Source organism: Streptomyces racemochromogenes (assembly GCF_039535215.1).
Classification (GTDB): domain Bacteria; phylum Actinomycetota; class Actinomycetes; order Streptomycetales; family Streptomycetaceae; genus Streptomyces; species Streptomyces racemochromogenes.
This window is the reverse complement of record NZ_BAAAWT010000001.1, coordinates 3,624,256-3,643,347: the sequence shown is the minus strand read 5'-3', so window position 1 is coordinate 3,643,347 and position 19,092 is coordinate 3,624,256. Positions and strand designations below refer to the sequence as shown.

Annotated in this window: 22 protein-coding genes; 17 read left to right on the top strand and 5 right to left on the bottom strand. The window is 74.7% G+C overall.

All coding sequences use genetic code 11. The annotated features are described in order from the left end of the window. Nucleotides 1-102: 102 nt before the first annotated feature. Nucleotides 103-741 carry a TetR/AcrR family transcriptional regulator gene (locus tag ABD973_RS16775; RefSeq protein ID WP_125821655.1) on the top strand — a complete coding sequence of 213 codons (639 nt, stop codon included), beginning with the start codon at nucleotides 103-105 and terminating at the stop codon, nucleotides 739-741. A 140-nt stretch (nucleotides 742-881) separates the two neighbouring features. On the opposite strand, the gene ABD973_RS16770 is transcribed toward ABD973_RS16775, so the two are convergent. Beyond that, entirely contained in the window at nucleotides 882-1,925 is a 1,044-nt protein-coding gene (locus tag ABD973_RS16770; protein WP_345500635.1) for an aldo/keto reductase, read from the bottom strand. Between the two features lie 96 nt (nucleotides 1,926-2,021). Between ABD973_RS16770 and ABD973_RS16765 the strand changes: the two genes are divergently transcribed. Both ABD973_RS16765 and ABD973_RS16760 read left to right on the top strand, forming a co-directional pair. Then, nucleotides 2,022-2,654, top strand: coding sequence for a TetR/AcrR family transcriptional regulator (locus tag ABD973_RS16765; RefSeq protein WP_125821656.1), 633 nt, complete (start codon nucleotides 2,022-2,024; stop codon nucleotides 2,652-2,654). A 30-nt stretch (nucleotides 2,655-2,684) separates the two neighbouring features. Continuing rightward, nucleotides 2,685-3,317, top strand: a complete 633-nt coding sequence (locus ABD973_RS16760) for a hypothetical protein (protein ID WP_125821657.1) — start codon at nucleotides 2,685-2,687, stop codon at nucleotides 3,315-3,317. Between the two features lie 172 nt (nucleotides 3,318-3,489). Here ABD973_RS16760 and ABD973_RS16755 read toward each other — a convergent pair whose 3' ends face one another. Further along, nucleotides 3,490-3,882 (bottom strand): TOBE domain-containing protein, encoded by a 393-nt coding sequence (locus ABD973_RS16755; protein ID WP_125821658.1) that lies wholly within the window; start codon nucleotides 3,880-3,882, stop codon nucleotides 3,490-3,492. Between the two features lie 231 nt (nucleotides 3,883-4,113). Between ABD973_RS16755 and ABD973_RS16750 the strand changes: the two genes are divergently transcribed. After that, nucleotides 4,114-4,980 (top strand): SigB/SigF/SigG family RNA polymerase sigma factor, encoded by an 867-nt coding sequence (locus ABD973_RS16750; RefSeq protein WP_345500632.1) that lies wholly within the window; start codon nucleotides 4,114-4,116, stop codon nucleotides 4,978-4,980. 72 nt (nucleotides 4,981-5,052) lie between these two features. Here the strand turns inward: ABD973_RS16750 and ABD973_RS16745 are convergent, their stop codons facing one another. Next, nucleotides 5,053-5,481: an ATP-binding protein gene (locus ABD973_RS16745; RefSeq protein WP_125821660.1), complete on the bottom strand. Its 429-nt coding sequence runs from the start codon at nucleotides 5,479-5,481 to the stop codon at nucleotides 5,053-5,055. Between the two features lie 581 nt (nucleotides 5,482-6,062). Between ABD973_RS16745 and ABD973_RS16740 the strand changes: the two genes are divergently transcribed. Next, the gene (locus ABD973_RS16740) at nucleotides 6,063-7,424 is read left to right on the top strand and encodes an aspartate aminotransferase family protein (RefSeq protein ID WP_125821661.1); all 1,362 of its coding nucleotides are present in this window, start codon (nucleotides 6,063-6,065) and stop codon (nucleotides 7,422-7,424) included. Between the two features lie 279 nt (nucleotides 7,425-7,703). Then, nucleotides 7,704-8,621, top strand: coding sequence for a factor-independent urate hydroxylase (gene pucL, locus ABD973_RS16735; protein ID WP_125598976.1), 918 nt, complete (start codon nucleotides 7,704-7,706; stop codon nucleotides 8,619-8,621). 76 nt (nucleotides 8,622-8,697) lie between these two features. Here pucL and ABD973_RS16730 read toward each other — a convergent pair whose 3' ends face one another. Beyond that, nucleotides 8,698-9,141: a histidine phosphatase family protein gene (locus ABD973_RS16730; RefSeq protein WP_125598979.1), complete on the bottom strand. Its 444-nt coding sequence runs from the start codon at nucleotides 9,139-9,141 to the stop codon at nucleotides 8,698-8,700. Between the two features lie 243 nt (nucleotides 9,142-9,384). On the opposite strand from ABD973_RS16730, the gene ABD973_RS16725 reads away from it, so the two are divergent. The 7 genes from ABD973_RS16725 (at nucleotide 9,385) to ABD973_RS16695 (ending at nucleotide 13,424) form a co-directional block, all read left to right on the top strand. Then, nucleotides 9,385-9,600 carry a CbtB domain-containing protein gene (locus ABD973_RS16725; RefSeq protein WP_125813272.1) on the top strand — a complete coding sequence of 72 codons (216 nt, stop codon included), beginning with the start codon at nucleotides 9,385-9,387 and terminating at the stop codon, nucleotides 9,598-9,600. A 42-nt stretch (nucleotides 9,601-9,642) separates the two neighbouring features. After that, a complete protein-coding gene (locus ABD973_RS16720; protein WP_125821662.1) occupies nucleotides 9,643-10,404 on the top strand; it encodes a CbtA family protein in 762 nt (253 codons plus the stop codon). Nucleotides 10,405-10,452: 48 nt separating this feature from the next. After that, the gene (locus ABD973_RS16715; protein ID WP_125598988.1) at nucleotides 10,453-10,698 is read left to right on the top strand and encodes a hypothetical protein; all 246 of its coding nucleotides are present in this window, start codon (nucleotides 10,453-10,455) and stop codon (nucleotides 10,696-10,698) included. 164 nt (nucleotides 10,699-10,862) lie between these two features. Beyond that, nucleotides 10,863-11,873: a PucR family transcriptional regulator gene (locus ABD973_RS16710; protein ID WP_345504612.1), complete on the top strand. Its 1,011-nt coding sequence runs from the start codon at nucleotides 10,863-10,865 to the stop codon at nucleotides 11,871-11,873. Between the two features lie 227 nt (nucleotides 11,874-12,100). Then, nucleotides 12,101-12,685, top strand: a complete 585-nt coding sequence (locus tag ABD973_RS16705) for a class F sortase (RefSeq protein ID WP_125598991.1) — start codon at nucleotides 12,101-12,103, stop codon at nucleotides 12,683-12,685. A 90-nt stretch (nucleotides 12,686-12,775) separates the two neighbouring features. Continuing rightward, nucleotides 12,776-13,132, top strand: a complete 357-nt coding sequence (locus ABD973_RS16700) for a hypothetical protein (protein WP_125598994.1) — start codon at nucleotides 12,776-12,778, stop codon at nucleotides 13,130-13,132. A 58-nt stretch (nucleotides 13,133-13,190) separates the two neighbouring features. Further along, on the top strand, nucleotides 13,191-13,424 hold the full coding sequence (locus tag ABD973_RS16695; protein ID WP_345500624.1) for a hypothetical protein: 234 nt from the start codon (nucleotides 13,191-13,193) through the stop codon (nucleotides 13,422-13,424). Nucleotides 13,425-13,503: 79 nt separating this feature from the next. Here ABD973_RS16695 and ABD973_RS16690 read toward each other — a convergent pair whose 3' ends face one another. Next, nucleotides 13,504-13,917, bottom strand: a complete 414-nt coding sequence (locus tag ABD973_RS16690; RefSeq protein WP_125599001.1) for a hypothetical protein — start codon at nucleotides 13,915-13,917, stop codon at nucleotides 13,504-13,506. Between the two features lie 163 nt (nucleotides 13,918-14,080). Between ABD973_RS16690 and ABD973_RS16685 the strand changes: the two genes are divergently transcribed. The 4 genes from ABD973_RS16685 (at nucleotide 14,081) to ABD973_RS16670 (ending at nucleotide 19,084) form a co-directional block, all read left to right on the top strand. Next, nucleotides 14,081-14,908 carry a hypothetical protein gene (locus ABD973_RS16685; protein ID WP_125599005.1) on the top strand — a complete coding sequence of 276 codons (828 nt, stop codon included), beginning with the start codon at nucleotides 14,081-14,083 and terminating at the stop codon, nucleotides 14,906-14,908. Nucleotides 14,909-14,979: 71 nt separating this feature from the next. Then, on the top strand, nucleotides 14,980-16,980 hold the full coding sequence (locus tag ABD973_RS16680; protein ID WP_345500621.1) for an FUSC family protein: 2,001 nt from the start codon (nucleotides 14,980-14,982) through the stop codon (nucleotides 16,978-16,980). 152 nt (nucleotides 16,981-17,132) lie between these two features. Continuing rightward, on the top strand, nucleotides 17,133-17,840 hold the full coding sequence (locus ABD973_RS16675) for a hypothetical protein (protein ID WP_125821664.1): 708 nt from the start codon (nucleotides 17,133-17,135) through the stop codon (nucleotides 17,838-17,840). After that, entirely contained in the window at nucleotides 17,828-19,084 is a 1,257-nt protein-coding gene (locus tag ABD973_RS16670) for a sensor histidine kinase (RefSeq protein ID WP_164720913.1), read from the top strand. Before ABD973_RS16675 ends, ABD973_RS16670 begins: the two co-directional genes overlap by 13 nt. Nucleotides 19,085-19,092 lie beyond the last annotated feature (8 nt).

Sequence of the window (19,092 nt, the reverse complement as noted above, 5' to 3'; positions counted from 1 at the left end):
ACCTCCTGGGAAGATCCGTTCTTCGTGATACGAACGTACCACGTTGTTGGTACAGCGGTACCATCAAGACGGGGGCAGGGCGACGGACGGAGACACCAGGACATGCCCAAGCGCGTTGACCACGAGGAACGGCGCGGCCAGATCGCCGAGGCACTCGTCCGGGTCGCCGGACGGCGCGGGCTGCACGCCGTCGGCATGCGCGACGTCGCCGCCGAGGCCGGGGTCTCGCTCCGGCTCGTGCAGTACTACTTCGAGACCAAGGAGAAGCTGCTCCTCTACGGGCTGCAGCACCTCACCGACCGCTTCACCGCGCGGGTCGGCGCCCGCCTCGCCGCCGCCGGACCCGCCCCGGGCCCGCGCGCCACGGCCGAGGCGCTGCTGCTGGCGTCCCTGCCCACCGACGAGGAGGGCCGCACCTTCCACCTGCTCTACACCTCGTACGCGATCCTGTCCGTGACGGACGAGGCGCTCGCCGCACAGCCGTTCATCGACAACCCCGACGCCGCCGAGGACGCCCTGGCCGGGCTGCTCGCACAGGCCCGGGAGGCCGGCCTGACCGGCCCGGACATCGACGCGCGCACGGAGGCCATCGGCCTGCTGGCCATGGCGGGCACCCTCGGGACCAGCATCCTGGTGGGCCAGCGCGGACCCGACTCGGCCGTGGCGGTGCTGCGCCACCACCTGGACCGGATCTTCACCCCGCCGCCCGCCGAGGCGGGGCCCCTGCGGCCGGCCGGGTGACCGACTCCCGGGGGTCCGCGCGGCACGGGCGGCCGGCGAGCGCGACGGCTCGCCGTGGAGGGTGCCGGGCGAAGGCGCTCGTACGGGCTCCCTCGGGGCTTCGGCCGGTGCGGCGGTGCCCCTCTTCGACCGGAGGGCCGTCAGCTCCGGGCCAGCAGCGACGGGTTGAGGCGCGCGAAGCCCTCCTGGCGCTCGTACGGGAAGTACGGGTAGGGGGCGGGCCGGTGGCCGGCGGCGTCCAGCCGGGCCACCTGCGCGGGGGTCAGCTCCCACCCGACCGCCCCGATGTTCTGCCGCAGCTGCTCCTCGCTGCGGGCCCCGATGAGGACGGTGGAGACGGTGGGGCGGCGCAGCAGCCAGTTGATGGCGACCTGCGGGACGGTCCGGCCCGTCTCCCGCGCGACCTCGTCGAGGGCGTCGACCACGTCGTAGAGGCGCTCCTCCTCCACCGGCGGGCCGTAGTCGGCGGTCTCGTGCAGCCGGCTCCCGGCCGGCAGCGGCAGGCCGCGGCGGATCTTGCCGGTGAGCCGCCCCCAGCCCAGGGGGCTCCACACGATCGCGCCGACGCCCTGGTCGTGGCCGAGGGGCATCAGCTCCCACTCGTAGTCCCGCCCGACGAGGGAGTAGTACACCTGGTGGGCCGCGTAGCGGGGGAAGCCGTGCTTCTCGGCGGCCGAGAGGGACTTCATCAGCTGCCAGCCGGAGAAGTTGGAGACGCCGGTGTAGCGGACCTTGCCGGACCGGACGAGCTGGTCGAGGGTGGACAGCACTTCCTCGACGGGGGTGGCGGCGTCGAAGCCGTGCAGCTGGAAGAGGTCGATGCGGTCGGTGCCGAGCCGGCGCAGGGCGTCCTCGACGGCCCGGATCAGCCGGGAGCGGGAGGTGCCGTACTCGCCGGGGCCGTCGCCGGTGGGCAGGCCCGCCTTGGTGGAGATGAGCACCTCGTCGCGGCGGCCCTTGACCGCCTGCCCGAGGACCTCCTCGGAGGCTCCCGCCGAGTAGACGTCGGCGGTGTCGAACAGGGTGATGCCGGCGTCCAGGCAGATGTCCACCAGCCGTCGCGCCTCCTGGGCGTCCGTGCTGCCCCAGGCGCCGAAGAGGGGGCCCCGGCCGCCGAAGGTGCCGGCCCCGAAGCCGAGGGCGGGGACCTTGAGACCGGACGCGCCGAGCTGCCTGTACTCCATGACGGACTCCTCCTGTGAGCGGTAATGGAACCGCAGACCCTTTAAGGTGGTCCCAACGTAACAGCCGATCACCACTAATGGAACCGGAGACCCGTTATGACTTCGCCGAGTGACGCCCCGGAAGGCACCGAGCCGGGGACCGTGCGCCCCGGGGGCCGGACCGCCCGGGTGCGGGCCGCCGTACTGGAGGCGGCCGGGGACATGCTGGCCGAGCAGGGCTTCCACGGGCTGGACCTCGCCGAGGTGGCCCGGCGGGCCGAGGTCGGCAAGACCACCGTCTACCGGCGCTGGGGCACCGTGGCGGGCCTGGTCGCCGACCTGCTCACGGACATGGCCGAGCAGTCACTGCCGCGCACCGAGACGGGCTCGCTGGAGGAGGACCTGCTGGCCAACGCCCGGCTCGTCCGGCGCACCCTGTCCGACCCGCGCCAGGGCCCCCTCTTCAGGGCCGTCATCGCCGCGGCCACGGGGGACGCCCGGACCGCCGAGGCACTGCACCGGTTCTACGAGGTCCGGGTCGCGGAGTGGGCGCCCTGCGTGCGGGAGGCGGTCGAGCGGGGCGAGCTGCCCGCGGGGACCGACGCCGCCGAGGTGGTCCGCGCCGTCTCCGCCCCGCTGTACTACCGGCTGCTGACCACGGACGCCCCGCTGGACGAGGACGCGGCCCGGCGCGCGGCGGCGGCGGCCGTGGCGGCGGCCCGCGCGGGGGTCTTCGTACGGACCCCGTAGCCGTCGGAGGGGGGTTGTTAGCCTGCGGCGATGGGACTGGACATCACCGTGGTCGCGGCCGACTGGGAACACCTCGCCCGGATACCGTCCGACGGGCGCCTGGACGCCCTGACCGACGCCGTGCACCCCTACTTCTGCTGCGAGGCCTGCGAAGAGGCCGACCGGGCCGTCCGGAGCGGCTGGGCCTCGCCGCTCGGGGTCCCGTGGTGCGCCGAGTACCGGTTCGCCGGGACGACCGGCACCTACGCCTGGCACTTCTGGCTGGCCGAGCTCTGGCAGGCCGTCCGGGGCTCCGTGGAGCCCGGACTGCGGGACAGCCTCGACGTCTTCCTCGGCGGCCTGGTGTGGGACGGCCCCGACTACGACGAGGACCCCGACGCCGAGGACCCGCCGGCCCTGCGCGGCTTCCCGGACGACCCCGAGCCGTGGCGCCCGCGGCTGCTGCTGGGCCGGACGCCGGACGAGGTGCCGGCGCTCGCCCGCGCCTGGCAGGAGGCCGGGCCCCGGCTGACGGAACTGCGCGGCCCCGTCGCCGCCGCGGACTTCGGCTGGTCGGGATGGCACGACACCTTCGACGGGGCCACCGCGCTGATGCGCGAGTGGGGCGAGGTCGTCAGGGGCGCCGCCGCCCGGGGCTGGGGGCTGGTCGGCCTGCCGCACTGAGGCCGGGGCCGGGGCCGGGCCGTGCCGGTCCGCGCCGGGCCGTGCCGGGCCGTGCCGCGGCGGGCACGCACGACGGCCTGGTCGCACGGCGGCCGGCACCATACGCCGGCCGGGCTCGTACGCCGGCCGGGGTCGGGCAACGGCCCGGGTCGGGCAACGGCCCGGGTCGGGGTCAGGTGCGGTCGACGAAGACGCTGGTGGACTTCACCCGGGCGGTGGCGCGCATGCCGACCTCCAGGCCCAGCTCCTCCACCGCCTCACGGGTCAGCAGGGAGACCACCCGGTGCGGGCCCGCCTGGATCTCCACCTGCGCGCTGACCGAGCCCAGCTTGATGCCCGTCACGATGCCGGGGAAGGCGTTGCGGGCGCTGGTGTACGGAGCCTCCTCGTCCTCCCCCGCCTCCTGGGCCACCTCGACGCAGAACGCCGCCAGGGCGGGCCCGTCGACGATCCTGCGGTTGCCCTCCCGCCGGGTGGGGAAGCGCTCGGCGTCCGCCCAGCGGCGGGCGGTGTCGCTGCTGACGCCGAGCAGCCGCGCTGCCTGGCCGATGGTGTAGGACTCCATGCAGCGCAGCGTAGGCGGTGCCGGGCCCAGGCGGCGATCAGGGCGGCGCCGGGCCGCGGCCGCCCCCCTGACCAGGGGTTTCGGCCTCGGAACGGTTTCACGTGAAACATCGGTAGGGAGAAAGTACGGGTATCGACTCATAAGGGCGGGTATATCCATCTGGACGGTGACCACCTCAACGCATGACCTCGGCCCGCGACCCGGGGCCCGCCGTCGGAGGAGCGCAGAGCGATGGACCGTACCGAGCGCGACCACACCCGCCCCGCGGACCGCGAAGACGGCGCCGACAGCACCGAGCGCGCGGACCAGATCGGCCGCGGGGACGCGGCCACCCTGGAGGCCAGGGCCCTCAGCACGACCCTGTTCCACCGGCTCGCCGAACTGGACGAGGGGACGGCCGACTACTCGTACGTGCGCAACACCCTGGTCGAGCTGAACCTCAGTCTGGTGAAGTACGCCGCCCGCCGGTTCCGCGGCCGCAGCGAGCCGATGGAGGACATCGTCCAGGTCGGCACGATCGGACTGATCAAGGCCATCAACCGCTTCGACCCCGAGCGCGGGGTGGAGTTCACCACCTTCGCGATGCCGACGATCAGCGGGGAGATCAAGCGGTTCTTCCGCGACACCAGCTGGGCCGTGAAGGTGCCCCGTCGGCTCCAGGAGCTGCGGATCGACAGCGCGAAGGCCCACGACGCACTGGAGCAGGACCTCGGCCGCGAGCCCACCGACGCCGAGATGGCGCAGCAGCTGGACGTCACGCCGGAGGAGTTCAGCGAAGGCCGCAAGGCGGCCAGCGCGTACTCCGCGCGCTCCCTGGACGCACCCGTGCAGGAGGACTCGGAGCGCGACCCCGCCGCCGAGCGGGCCTCGCTCGGCGAGGAGGAGCTCGCGTACGACCGGATCGAGTGCCTGGAGTCCCTCAAGCCCATGCTGGCCGTGCTGCCCGAGCGGGAGCGGGAGCTGCTGTCGCTGCGGTTCGGGCAGGAGCTGACCCAGTCCGAGATCGGGGCCCGGCTGGGCCTGTCCCAGATGCACGTCTCACGCCTGCTGAACCGCACCCTGACCCGGCTGCGCGGCGGCCTCCTCACCGAGTCGTAGGCCGCGCGGCTCGGGACCGGACCGGGGGGCCCGGGCGGCTCGGGGGCCCGGGCGGGAGGGGTGGGGCCGGGGTCAGGGGCGTGGGGGCCCGGTGGGCGGTTCGGGGGCCGTCACCTCGAGCCAGACCGTCTTGCCGGGCCGGCCGTCCGCCGCCGGCACGGAGCCCCAGTTCTTCGCGAGGCGCTCCAGCAGCACCAGCCCGTGGCCGCCCGGCCGGGAGCGGTCCCGCATCGCCCGGCGCACCGGCACCTCGGGGCTGTCGTCGCTCACCTCGACCCGCATCAGCCCGAGGCCGTGCCGCAGCACCAGCTCGCGGGGGCCGCCCGCGTGCAGGCAGGCGTTGGTGACCACCTCGGAGACCAGCAGGAGCAGGTCCTCCTCGGCCTCCGACCCCTCGGGCCAGAGCCAGTCGGTCAGGGCACGCCGGGTGAAGTCCCGGCACCGGGCCACGACCCCTGCCGTGGCGCCGCCCAGGACCAGCCGCCGCGTCTGTTCCGCCACAGGCTCTCCCGTCTCCGACACCACACCCCCCAGCGCCGCACCTACCCCCGGCCGGGACGGACAAATCCCGCGCCGCCCCCACGCTACTGCCGAGTCGGCGCCGGGAGCGTGACGCGCGGCCATGAAGGGTCGCGGCGCGGCGGTCCGGGGGGCGGGCTCGAAGCGGCCCCGACGGCGGGACGACAACCGCTCGGAGGGCCGACGGGAGCGGGACACGGCCAGGACGGCGGACGGAGGGCGGACCGGACGGCGGACGGACCGCGGCCAGGACAGTGGACGGATCGCGGACCGGGCGACGGACGGACGGCTGGCGGGGCAGCTGACGGGCCGGCTGACGGACGCCGGCCCGGGGGCGCGCCGGGGGCGGCCCGGGGCCGCCCCCGACGCGCCACGTGGGGCCGCAAAGGGCTCCCACCTCGGGTTTTCCGCCGTTCTCCCCCGTGGAGCGGCCGGTCCGACGGACGCTATGCGCGTGGTCCGGACCAGTCGAGGAGCCGCCCCGCGATCCGTCAAGTCGCCCGCGCGGGGTGTCGTACCCGAGGCACCCCGGCGTCCACATCCTGGACAACTACCCTCGATATATGAACGCAGAAGCCGACGCCCTCGCGGCCGTGAAAGACGCAGTCAAAGAAGCAGACCGGAACCACGTTTTCCATTCGTGGTCGGCTCAGGAGCTCATCGACCCGCTCGCCGTGGCCGGTGCCGAGGGCTCGTACTTCTGGGACTACGACGGCAACCGCTACCTCGACTTCTCCAGCGCGCTCGTCTACACCAACATCGGCTACCAGCACCCCAGGGTGGCCACCGCCATCGCGGAGCAGGCGGCGAAGCTCTGCACGCTCGCGCCCGGCTTCGCCGTCGACGTCCGCTCCGAGGCCGCGCGCCTCATCGCCGAGCGCACCCCCGGCGACCTCGACAAGATCTTCTTCACCAACGCCGGCGCCGAGGCGGTGGAGAACGCCGTCCGCATGGCCCGGCTGCACACCGGCCGGCCCAAGGTGATGTCCGCGTACCGCTCGTACCACGGGGCGACCACCACCGCGATCAACCTCACCGGTGACGCCCGCCGCTTCGGCAACGACGGCGCCACGGCCGGCGTCGTCCACTTCTGGGGCCCGTTCCTCTACCGTTCGCCCTTCCACGCGACCACCGAGCAGGAGGAGTGCGAGCGGGCGCTGCGCCACCTGGAGGACACGATCGTCTTCGAGGGGCCGCAGTCCATCGCCGCGATCATCCTGGAGACCGTCGGCGGCGCCCCTGGCGTGCTCGTACCCCCGGCCGGCTACCTGAAGGGCGTGCGCGAGCTCTGCGACCGCTACGGCATCGTCTTCATCCTGGACGAGGTCATGGTCGGCTTCGGCCGCACCGGCGCCTGGTTCGCCGCCGACCACTGGGACGTCACCCCCGACCTCCTCTGCTTCGCCAAGGGCATCACCAGCGGATACGTGCCGCTCGGCGGCGTCGCCATCTCCGCCGCCATCGCCGAGACCTTCGCCCGCCGGCCCTATCCGGGCGGACTGACGTACTCCGGGCACGTGCTCGCCTGTGCCGCCGCCGTCGCCACGGTCAACACCATGGCCGAGGAGGGAATCGTCGAGCAGTCCGCGCGCACCGGCGCCGAGCTGCTGGGCCCCGGTCTGCGCGCCATCGCGGAGCGCCACCCGTCCGTCGGGGAGGTCCGCGGCATGGGCACCTTCTGGGCCCTGGAGCTCGTGAAGGACCCTCGGACGCGCGAGCCGCTGGTCCCGTACAACGCCTCGGGCGCCGACAACGCCCCGATGGGCGCCTTCGGCGCGGCCCTGAAGAAGGGCGGGCTGTGGCCGCTCCTCGCCGGGAACCGCATCCACGTCGCCCCGCCCTGCAACATCTCGGACGACGACGTGGCCAAGGGGCTGGCGATCCTCGACGAGGCCCTGACCGTCACGGATGCGCACATGTCCTGACCTGCGTGCTTGTGGGGTCGCCCAATCCGTGGGTGCTGGTGTTCGGATGTTCCGTGCGGTGGTCAACCCGCCGTACACATGGTGCAATCCCGTCAGTACTTCAGTACTTCAGTACGCATCAGCACCTACGGACCGGGATGCACGTCAGTCCCGGGGCGGTCCTGCGGGGCCGAACGGCGGGGAGCGGGACGTCCTTCAGGAGGGCGGGGCGCTGGACGCCGGGCGTACGGGATCCAGAACAACGGACTCCGTGTTCCCGAGTACCCGAAGGAAGACAGCATGAGCAAGCACGTCCTGGGCCAGAACCAGTACGGCAAGGCCGAGAACCGCATCGTCGTGGTGACCCGCAAGGGCAGCGACGGCTCCTGGGCCGAGATCCGCGACCTGAACGTCTCGGTCGCCCTGCGCGGCGAGTTCCGCGACGTCCACCTCACCGGCGACAACGCCAACTGCCTGCCGACCGACACCACCAAGAACACGGTGTACGCCTTCGGCAAGGAGCACGGCATCGCCTCCCCCGAGGCCTTCGGCATCCTCCTCGCGAAGCACTTCGTCTCCTCCCAGGCCCCGATCCGCGAAGCGCAGATCCGCATCGAGGAGTTCGCCTGGGAGCGGATCCCCGTCCCGACCCGCAAGGAGCAGCACTCCTTCGTCCGCAAGGGCCAGGAGGTGCGCACCGCGCAGATCACCTACAGCGAGACCACCGGTCTCCAGGTCATCTCGGGTCTGAAGGACCTGACGGTGATGAACTCGACCAACTCCGAGTTCCACGGCTTCATCAAGGACAAGTACACGACCCTCCAGGAGGCGTACGACCGCATCCTGGCGACCAAGGTCACCGCCCGCTGGGCGCACTCGGCGCTGGCCGGTGACGACGCCGCCCACGACTGGGACCAGTCGTACAAGAAGGTCCGCAAGCACATGCTGGAGGCCTTCGCGGAGACGTACTCCTACTCGCTCCAGCAGACCCTGAACCAGATGGCCGAGCGGGTGCTGGACAACTGCCCCAAGGTCAACGAGGTGCGCCTCAACCTGCCCAACAAGCACCACTTCCTCGTCGACCTGGAGCCCTTCGGCCTCAAGAACGACAACGAGGTGTACTTCGCCGCGGACCGCATGTACGGCCTGATCGAGGGCACCGTGCACCGCGACGGCGTGCAGCCGGTCATCGCGACCTCCGACTGGATCGTCGCGTAGGGGCCCGCGCCCCGGCCGTCGCGGACGGCCCGGACCGCGTCGCGGGGTCCGGGCCGTCCGGCTTTCCGCGGGGCGGCTACCGGGGCTGTCCGACGAGGAGGTTCCAGCGGCCGGCGCGCCCGCTGAGCGAGGTCACGGTGTCCGGCCGGACGTCCAGCCGCCAGAAGGCCCCGGCCGGCAGCTCCAGCGCGGCCACCACCGCCGCCCGTACGACGGCCTGTGCGACCACCGCGTGGTGCCGGCCGGGGCCCAGGCCCGCCAGGTACCCGCCCGTGCGGGTGATCAGCGCCGCCACCGGCTCCCCGCCGCCGGGGGGCGCGTACTCCGGGTCCGTGAGCCAGCGCCGGATGCCCTCGGGGTCCGCGGCGGCCACCTCTTCGAGGGTGCGGCCGGCCCAGTCCCCCATGGCCGGCCCGGCGAGGCCCGGGTGGCCGGGGCACGGCTCCCCGTACCCGAACCGGCCCTGGCGGGCGGCTTCGTCGAGCGGGGGCGTGGTGAGGTGTACGCGTACGGAGGGCATGCGGGGAGCGTAGAGCGCACGCCCGGGGGCGCGGAACGGCGGCCACGCGCCGTGGTGTTCAAGCCACAGGCGCGGTACGGTCTCGGACGACATGACGAAGGCATGGCGGAAGCACCGGTGAGAATCCGGCACGGTCGCGCCACTGTGAGTCCTCCCGCGGTACCCCGGGGAGGGAAGTCAGACCCGCCGCCTTCGTACAGAGCACCACTGACCGGGACGCGTGTTCCCCCTGGAGGTTCTGCCATGGCCCACACCGCCGTGTCCGCTTCGGCCCCCGCCGCCGTCGCCCCCATCTCCCTCTCCGCGCTGGCGCCCTGGGCCGCCTTCGCCGCGGTCCTGGCCCTCGTCCTGCTGTACTTCGTCGGCATCGAGCAGGGCGCCACCGCCGTGTTCCAGGGCGAGACCGTCCACGAGTGGCTGCACGACGGCCGTCACCTGCTCGGTTTCCCCTGCCACTGACCCCCTCCCGATCTCCCTCACGATCACCCAAGGGGTTCATGCGTGAACACCGTCTCCCCCCGCGTCCTGCTGGTGCGGGGCATGCTGGCCGGCCTGCTCGCGGGTGTCGCCGCCTTCCTCGTCGCGTACCTCCTCGGCGAGTCCAAGGTGGACGCGGCGATCGCCATCGAGGAGGCCGGCCATCTCGCGGCCGGCCATGACCACGGCGCCGAGGACGCTCCGGTCAGCCGGGCCCTCCAGGCCACGGCCGGCCTCGGCACCGGCGTCCTGCTGTACGGGGTCGCCCTCGGCGGCATCGCCGCGCTCGTCTACTGCTTCGCCCTGGGCCGCATCGGCCACTTCGGCGCCCGGGCCACGGCGGCCCTGGTCACCGGCGCCCTGTTCGTCACCGTGACCCTGGTGCCGTTCTTCAAGTACCCCGCCAACCCGCCGGCCGTCGGGGACCCCGACACGGCCGCCCGGCGGACCGCCCTCTACCTGCTGATGATCGCCCTGAGCGCGCTCCTCGCGGCGGGCGCGACGGTCCTCGGGCGGCGGCTGGCGCCGCGGCTGGGCAACTGGAACGCCTCGGTCGTCGCCGCGCTGGCCTTCGTGGCGGCGGTGGGCGTCTCGTACGCGTTGCTGCCCGCGATCAACGAGGTGCCCGCGGACTTCCCGGCCGCGCTGATCTGGCAGTTCCGTCTCGCGTCGCTGGCCATCCAGGCAGCGCTGTGGGCGACTTTCGGCCTGGCCTTCGGTTTTCTAGCCGAACGCGCTCTTGCCCCGGCCGCCGCACCCAAGGAGGCTGTACAGCCGATGAGTTGAGCGCGACGCCTGTTGCGCGTGTGACGGGTGTGGAGGTGGGATCCGGCGATGCAGTACGCGATCCGGGAATGGCGGGGCTGGACCGGTGCCGCGCCGTTCTGGCTGAACTCGGTACTGCTGCTCCTGGCCCCCTTCACCGCCGCCACCCTCCTCGCCCAGATCGGCGTCATCAGCGCCCTGGCCGCCCTCGGCGGACTGGCCCGGCAGCTCTGGTTCGGGGACTACGGCCACCCCGTGATGCACCTCGCCGCCGCCCTCATGGGGGCGGCGGCGGTGGCACTCGTGGTGGTCTGACCTCTCCTCAACCCCCGCGCCCCCGCCCGGACCTCCGCCCTCACGGCCAAGTTGATCTTGATCCGGGGGAGAATGGCGGTCCTTTTTCGAGCGGAGCGGACCGGGGAGCTGGTGTGGGGTCAGGGCGGGACATACCCGAGGAGTATCTGGACGGGTACGTACGCATGCTCGCGGACGCGTCGGCCACCGGCCGGCCCCCCGCACCCGAGGAGCTCGACGCCCGCCGCGCGGTCGGCGAACGGGCCGCCGGGGCCGGCTACGGGCTGCGCGGCCTGATCGGCGCGCACCTCGCCGCCACCCGCACCGCCCTCGGCGGACGCCTCGCCCCCGACCACCTGCTGGCGGTCGTGGAGCAGGCCGTGGACGCCTTCGCCGAGGGGTACGAGCGGGCCCACGGGCCGGCCGCGCACCGGGAGGCCGCCGCGCGGCGGGAGTTCGTCGACGACCTGCTGCTCGGCGGCGGCGACCCCGGCCGCCTCGGCGAACGCGCCGCCCGCTTCGGACTGGACCCGCTGCGTGCGCACGCCGTGGCCGTGGCGCGCGGGCCCGCTCCGTACGAGGACGGGGGCCCGGAGCAGCGCCGGCTCCAGTCGGCCCTGACCGGCCGCTTCGGGGACCGGGACTTCCTGATCGCCACCAAGGACGGCTGGCTGGTCTGCGTGGCGCCGGGCGGGCGGGACGACATCCCGGTCCGCTTCGCACGGCTCGCGCACGCGGAGTCCGAAGGGCGGGGGCTCGTCGCGCTCGGGCGCCCGCACCCCGGCGCGGGCGGGGCCGCGGCCTCGTACGCGGAGGCCCTGGACGCGCTCGGCGTCGCGCACCGGCTCGGACTCGGGGGCCCGCTGCTGCGCGCCGCCGACCTGCTGGTCTTCCCGGTACTGACCCGCGACCGGGCGGCGATGGCCGAGCTGGTGCTGGCCGCGCTCGGACCGCTGCGGGCCGGGCGCGGCGGGGCGGCACCCCTGCTGGACACCCTGACCGCGTACTTCGACTCGGGATGCGTGGCCGCGGAGGCGGCCCGGCGGCTGAACCTGAGCGTGCGGGCGCTGACCTACCGCCTGGAGCGGATCCACCGGCTGACGGGCACCGACCCGGGGGACCCGGTGCAGCGGTACACCCTCCAGACGGCCGTGATCGGCGCCCGCCTGCTGGACTGGCCGGCCCGGCCGCTCTAACGGGCCGTGCGGAACCGGGCCTTCGCCTCCTCACCCGTTCGGGGGTAGCGGTCCGATCGGGCGCGTACGGCCCGCGCACCCGCCGCCAGCTGGGAGGACACGGGCGCCAGGGCCCGGGGGCGACGTGACGCGCCGTCATTTGCGGTGCGGGCGGCGATGTGCGGGCGGCCGGGGAGGGGTCCACTGCTCCCAGGAACCGGCCGCCCGAGCCGGACAGGAGGAACGCCATGTCCCGCGCCCAGTGGGCCGCCGTCGCGCTGACGGTCACTCTGCTCTGCACCGGTATCGCCCTGTTGCGCGGCAGCTCGGGCGCGGAGCCCGCCGCCGCGAGCGTCACCGACGCGCTGCCGTCCCGGGCACTGGGTCTGTCCGGGCACCGCCGTCTCGTACGCGGGCTGGAGCAGTCCGGGGTGCACGGCCCCGCCGCGGACCGCCGGACGGTGGCCGTCCCCCCGATGCGGGCATCACGGCCGCTGCGGCTGCGCATCCCCAGCCTGGGCGTGGACCTCCCGGTGAGCGGCGGCCCGCAGGACGGTGACGGCGCGGCCGGCTGGGACACCGACGGCCCGGCGCCGGGCTCCGCCGGCACGGCCGTGGTCACCGGCGACGGGCTCCCGCTCGCCGGGCTGCGGCGGGGGCGGGTCATCGAGATCCCCCGCGCCGACCACCGTACGGCCGTGTTCACCGTCGAGCGGGTCTCCCCGCACGCGGTCACGGCGCCGGCCGGGGACACCGGCCTCGCCAGGCTGCGGCTGGTCAGCGGCGAGACCTCCGTCCTGGCCCGGCTGACGGGGCCGCGGCGCAGCGGCTGAGTCAGCCGTGGGGGGTGACTTCCTCCCCCGGTCGGGGGCTTCTCGGGGGCCGGGGGAAAGTTGCCCGGCGTGTCGGGGCATGCAGGCCCCATGAACAGTGCGCGGTACGCGCGGACGGCGCTGGCGCGGGCCCTGACGGTGGCCTGCGTCGCTCTGCTGTGCCTGTTCGGCGTCGGTCCGGCGGCGACGGCCACGGCCGGCGCGGAGCCGCGGCCCGGCTCCTCGGCACCGGCCGACCCCACCGAGGGGCAGTCGGAGCCGGCCGGGGATCCCGTCGGCCGCTCGGCACCGCGGACGGCCGTGCGCACCGCCCCGGCCGCGCGGCGGCTGCCGCAGCGGATGTTTCACGTGAAACACGTGTACGAGCCCGCCCGCGCGGCCTCGTACGGGACGGCCTCACCGGTCCTGCCCCGGCTGACGGTACGGAGTGTGGTCCTGCGCTGCTGAGCGGGCCGAGCAGCGTACGCGACCCCCCACACCCCCGAAGCACCCGTGAGGTTCCGCCATGCCCATCGACCCGTACGCCGCCCTGAACGCCATGCTCCGCGCGGAGGCCGCCCGCTTCTCCCCGCCGGCCCGGAAGGAGGCCCAGGACCGCCCGCGCGCGGACCTGACCCCGGCCGACCGGACCCCCGCCGACCCGGCCGTCCCGCAGCCCGCCACCGCCGGACGCGACCCCGAGTCCGCCTCCGCGGGCGGGCACCCGCAGCAGGACCAGCCCGCCGGTTCGGCGGCGTAACGCCGGACGGCACACGACGGCGCCGGTCCCCGCACCCTCCCAGTGGGCGCGGGGACCGGCTCCGGCGGCGGCGCGGCGCTCAGTCCTCCCGCGTGTAGTACCGGTAGAAGGCCCCGATCCCGACGCCCAGGCCCACGAACAGGCCGACGACGGCGGCGCGCAGCACGGACTGGTTGGTCAGGCTGTGGAGGTAGCCGGCCGCGATGCCGGCGAAGACCCCGTACGCGGCGGCGTGCTGCTCCCGCTTCAGCTTCGGGCCCACCCGCGCGAGGGTGAACATGACGGCCGCGAAGATCACGCCGCACAGGATCCCGTAGAACACGTTGCCCGCGTCGACCGGACCCATCTGGCGCTTGATGAAGGCCGCCCAGACCCCGTAGACGAGGCCCATGAGCAGCGCACGGATCAGGCGGTTCCGGTCGGTCTGCCGGTCCGCGTCCGCCGAGGTCATCGGACGGTGCCGCCGGGGGACGGTGGGTGCCGCATGTGCCATGGCGGGGCTCCTCTCTTCCACCCTCAAGGGCACACCCCGCACCCGGGAGCGGCAAGTGGATCACTCGTACGGGCGGTGCGCACCGCCCTCCCCGAGGGAATCCGGGCCCCGGACGCAGCAGCAGGGCTGGCGTCCCGGACGGCACCCGGCTTTCCCTGGTGACGTGCGCACCTACCTGTCGGCGGCCCTCATCGTGCTCGTGGCCCTGCTCGTTCCCGCGAGCGCGGTCGCGTACTGGGCCGACCGGCGGCTCGGCGACGCCGACCACTACACCGCGGCCATGGCCCCGCTCGCCAAGGACCCCGCCGTGCAGGACGTGGTCGTCATCCAGGCCACCCGGGCCCTCTCCGGGCAGATCGACGCGGGCCCCTTCCAGGGCGCCGTGGACGCCCTCCTCGGTGACGCCCTGCGCTCCTTCGCCGGCACCCCCGCCTACCGCACGGCCTGGGAGACGGCCAACCGCGCCGCGCACACCGCCTTCCTCGACGCCCTGAACACCGGCCACGGGGACGCCGTGACCGTGGACCTCGCGCCCGTGATCGCGCAGGTCAAGGCGGAACTGATGGCGGACGGCGTGCCCTTCGCCGACCGCATCCCGGAGACCCACCTCTCCGTGAAGGTCATGGAATACGACAACCTCGGCGCGCTCCGGGAGGGGTTCCACGTGCTCCAGATCGCCGGAGTCTGGCTTCCCGTACTGACCGTGCTCCTCGCGGTGGCGGCCGTGGCCGTCGCCGTCCGGCGCCGGCAGGCGGTCCTGGCCACCGGAGCCGGGCTCGCGGTCGGCGCCGTCCTGCTGTGGGCCGCGGTGGGCGTGTGCCGCCGCATCACGCTCGACGACCTGCCGCCCGACGTCGACCGGCCCGCCGCCGCTGCCGTGTACGACGCGCTCACCGCCTTCCTGCGGACCACCGCCTGGGTGGTGCTCGCCGTCGGGCTGGCCACCGCCCTCGCCGCATGGCTGGTGGGCCGGCTACGCCGCACCCCATAAGCTCGGAAGGTACCCATCCTCCGCAGAACTCCCCAGAACGACCGATTCGCGAGCGGCGACACGGAAGCGGAATGACCACCGAACGACGCACCGAGCACATACCGACCGGGCGATCCCGGACCCACCCCCTGGCTCCCCCCGCCTGGCTGCTCGCGGGACTGCGACCCGGCAGCGCCCCGGTCCCCTGGGCGGCGGCCGCCCGCGCCGGGATCGCGATGGCCGTCCCGCTCGCCGTCGGCTTCGCCCTCGACGAACCCGAGTACGGCGCCCTCGTCTCCATGGGCGCCCTCGCCGGAGTGTTCGGCGACACCGCCGACGCCTACCGGATGCGGGTCCTGAACATCGCCGTCCCGCAGGCCTTCGGCGCCATCGGCGTGGCCGTGGGCACCCTCGTCTACGGGCAGGGCTGGCTCGCCGTCGCCGTCCTCACCCTCGTCGCCCTCGTCTCCGGGATGGTCTCCTCGATCGGCACGGTCGCCTCCGTGTCCGGGCTGCTGCTCCTGCTCAACGCCGTCGTCGGCGCCGGACTGCCGATGCCCCGGCCCTGGTGGACCGCGCCGCTGCTGCTCACCGCGGGCGGCCTGTTCGTGCTCGCGCTGACCCTGCTGGCCTGGCCCCTGCGCGGCCGGCAGCCCGAACGGGCCGCCGTCGCCACCACCTACCGGGCGCTGGCGGACGCCCTGGAAGCCTGCGGCGGACCCCAGGACGCCTACGACGAACGCCGCCGACTGGTCACCCACGCCCTCGACCAGGCCTACGACCTCGTGCTCGGCCGCCGGGCCCGGGTCCACGGGCGCAGCCCCTCCCTCGTACGCATGCTGGCCCAGCTGAACGTGCTGATCCCCATCGCGGAGGCCGCGCCCGCCGCCCACCTGCGGGGCCGCCCGCTGCCCGCCGAGATCCCGGCGGCCGTACGGGAACTGGCCGCGGCCGTCGAGGAGGGCCGCACCGGGACCCCCGCCCTCAGCCTGCCCGCCCCGCACACCCCGTCCGAGCGGGCCATCGACTCCGCTCTGCGGCACGCGGCGGCCATCGTGCACCTCGCCGAACCGGACCCGTACAACGTCGACGACCGCCTCGGCCGGCCGGCCGCGCTACGCGTCCGGGCCCGGCGCGGGGTGCGCGAGATGATGCTGTCCGAGGCCTCCTGGCGGTACGGGCTGCGCCTCGCCCTGTGCATCGGCCTCGCCCAGTCCCTCGTCTCCCTGATCGAGGTGGAGCGCTCCTACTGGGTGGCCCTGACCGTCACCTTCGTGCTGAAGCCGGACTTCGGCTCGGTCTTCTCCCGCGCGGTCCTGCGCGCCCTGGGCACCGCCGCCGGGCTGGTCCTCGCCGCCGCCGTCCTCGCCGAGGTGCCGCGCGGCTGGTGGGACGTGCCGGTGATGATGGTGCTCGCCGCGCTGATCCCGGTGTTCTCCGCCAAGGGGTACGCCTTCCAGACCGCGGCCATCACCCCGGTCATCCTGCTGCTGTCGGACCAGCTCAACCACGAGGGCTTCGACCTCATCCTGCCCCGGCTCCTCGACAGCCTGCTCGGCTGCGCGATCGTCCTGGTCGCCGGCTACCTGCTGTGGCCCGAGAGCTGGCACACCCGCATCGGGGACCGGCTCGCCGACGCCGTCGACGACGCCGCCCGCTACGTCGAGCGGGCCTTCGCCCCCGTCGCGGACGACGCAGAGCTGCGCGCCGCCCGGCAGGCCCGCCTCCAGGCCCGGCGCCGCATCTACCGCGACCTGTCGGGGGTGCGCAGCGAGTTCCAGCGGGCCCTGACCGAACCGCCGCCGACGGGGGAGCGGGCGACGGCGTGGTGGCCGCTGGTGGTGGCCGTGGAGCGCATCGTGGACGCCACCACCGCCGCGCGGGTCCGCGTCAACCACGGCGCCGAGCCGCCTGCGGCGGGCGAGGTCGACCGGATCGCGCGGCAGCTGCGGGAGCTCGCCGAGCGGGTCCGCAGCAACCGGATGCCGGTCCGTGTGGACGCCCCTGCGGAGCCCGCCGAAACGGGGGTCCTGTCCCCGGTCCACCACGAACTCGCGGCGGCCCGAGCCATGTCCCACCTCCCCCCTCTGTAACGCGCCGCCCGCGCGGCCCGGCCCCAGAGTGCCTCCCCGGCTTCGCGCCGCTGCACCGGACCGCGTCCGTCGGGGCCGGGCCCGCAGGGGGCCAGGACCCCGGACGGAGTAGTGGTCGGGCCGGGAGGCGGGGGGCGGGGGAGCATCGGTACATGCGGAGCCCCCACGCGCTGGTGCTCGCCGCCCTCCTGGCGGCCGCGGCCGGCTGTGCCGACGTGGAGGGACTGCGCAGCTCCGGCGACCTCGGCACCGCGCACGCCCCCGAGACCCTGTGGAAGCAGTACCGCCCCGACCCGCCCAGCCCCGGCCAGCAGCCCGGCGCGGCCGCCGTCGTGCCCGGCCTGCCCCCGCCGAAGGGCCCGGGCATGCGCGGGGTGGACGCGCTGGCCGTCGTACGGGCCGACGTCGCCTCCGCCACCGCCGAGGACGGCGGCACCGGCCGCCTCGTCGACCCCCGGGCCGGGCGGCGGCTCGCGCTCTGCACCCAGGCCGTGGACGGCGGCCCGTACTGCCCGGTCCGTCCCGGCGTCCTCCACGACCTGACCGGGGACGGCCAGGACGAGCTGATCACCGCCCTCGACCTGGACGGCCGGCTCAGCGAACTGCGCGTCTACACCGTCCGCGGCGACGGCAGGATCGCCCGGATCCTGGCCCGGCGCGGGGTGCTGGAGGGGGTGGAGGTGGCCGCCGAGCACCTGGCGGTCCGCGAACCGACCTCGAACCCCGCCTACAGCTCCGTCTCCGACTACGTGTGGGACCCGAAGGCGCGCAGCATGAGCCTGACGCAGCTGACCCTCGACGACTGCCCGGCCCTCACGGACGTCCCGCTCAGCGAAGGACGGTCCCGATGCGCGCGCTGAGCAGCCTGCGCTGGAAGATCGCCCTCACCACCACGCTGGTGTGCTGCGCGGTGGCCGCCGCGCTGGGGGTCCTGGTGCACGACGTGGTCGCCCGGCAGGTCGTCGGCGAGGTCCGCAAGGACGTCGAACGGGACCTCGACCACGCCCTCGGCCACTACGAGTACGGCACCTCCCACGGGGACGTGAACGTCGCCCTGGACCCGCCCGGCCTGCCCCGCCCGCTGCGCGAGCTGGTGGCCCGCGGACGGACCGGCAGCATGGTCGGCACCCAGGACGGCAAGCCCGTCATGTGGGCCGCCGGGCCGGCCGACCGGAAGGCCCTGGCCGTCTGGGTCCCGTACGCGAACACGCGCCACCGGCTGCGCGACCTCGACACCGCGATCCTCGTCTCCTCGGTGGTCGCGGCCGGGGTGGTGGCCCTGGCCGGCGTGTTCCTCGCCGGCCGGATCAGCCGCCGGCTCACCACGGCCGCCGCCGTCGCCCGCCGAATCAGCGCGGGCGACCTCGACGCCCGGGTGGCCTTCCCCGCGGACACCGGACCGGGGGCCCGCCGCTACCACGACGAGGTGCGCGACGTCGCCCAGGCGCTGGACTCGATGGCCGCCTCGCTCCAGGAACGGCTGGAGGCGGAGAAGCGGTTCACCGCCGACGTCGCGCACGAGCTGCGCACCCCGCTGACCGGTTCGCTCGCCGCCGCCTCGCTGCTGCCCGAGGGCCGGCCCAAGGAGATGATCAACGACCGGCTGAAGGCCCTGCACCTGCTCACCGAGGACCTGCTGGAGGTCTCCCGGCTGGACTCCGGGGTGGAGCGGGCCGACCTGGCCCAGGTGGAGCTGGGCCGGGCCGTACGACGGGCCGTCGCCGGGACCCGGCTGCCCGCCGGGGTACGGATCGTGCGGGACGCGGTGGTGCTCACCGACCGCCGCCGCCTGGACCGGATCCTGGCCAACCTGCTGGTCAACGCCCACAAGCACGGGCGCCCGCCGGTCGAGGTGACGGTGGAGGGGCCGGTGGTGGTGATCCGCGACCACGGCTCCGGCTACCCCGCCGAGCTCATCGAGCAGGGCCCGAAGCGGTTCCGCACCGGGGACCCCGGCCGCGGCGGCGGCCACGGGCTGGGCCTGACGATCGCGGCGGGCCAGGCGGCGGTGCTGGAGATCGGGCTGGGCTTCGCCAACGCCCCGGACGGGGGTGCGCTGACGACGCTCCGGCTGCCGGTGGGCCGGCTGCCGGAGCCGGGCTGACCAGCCCC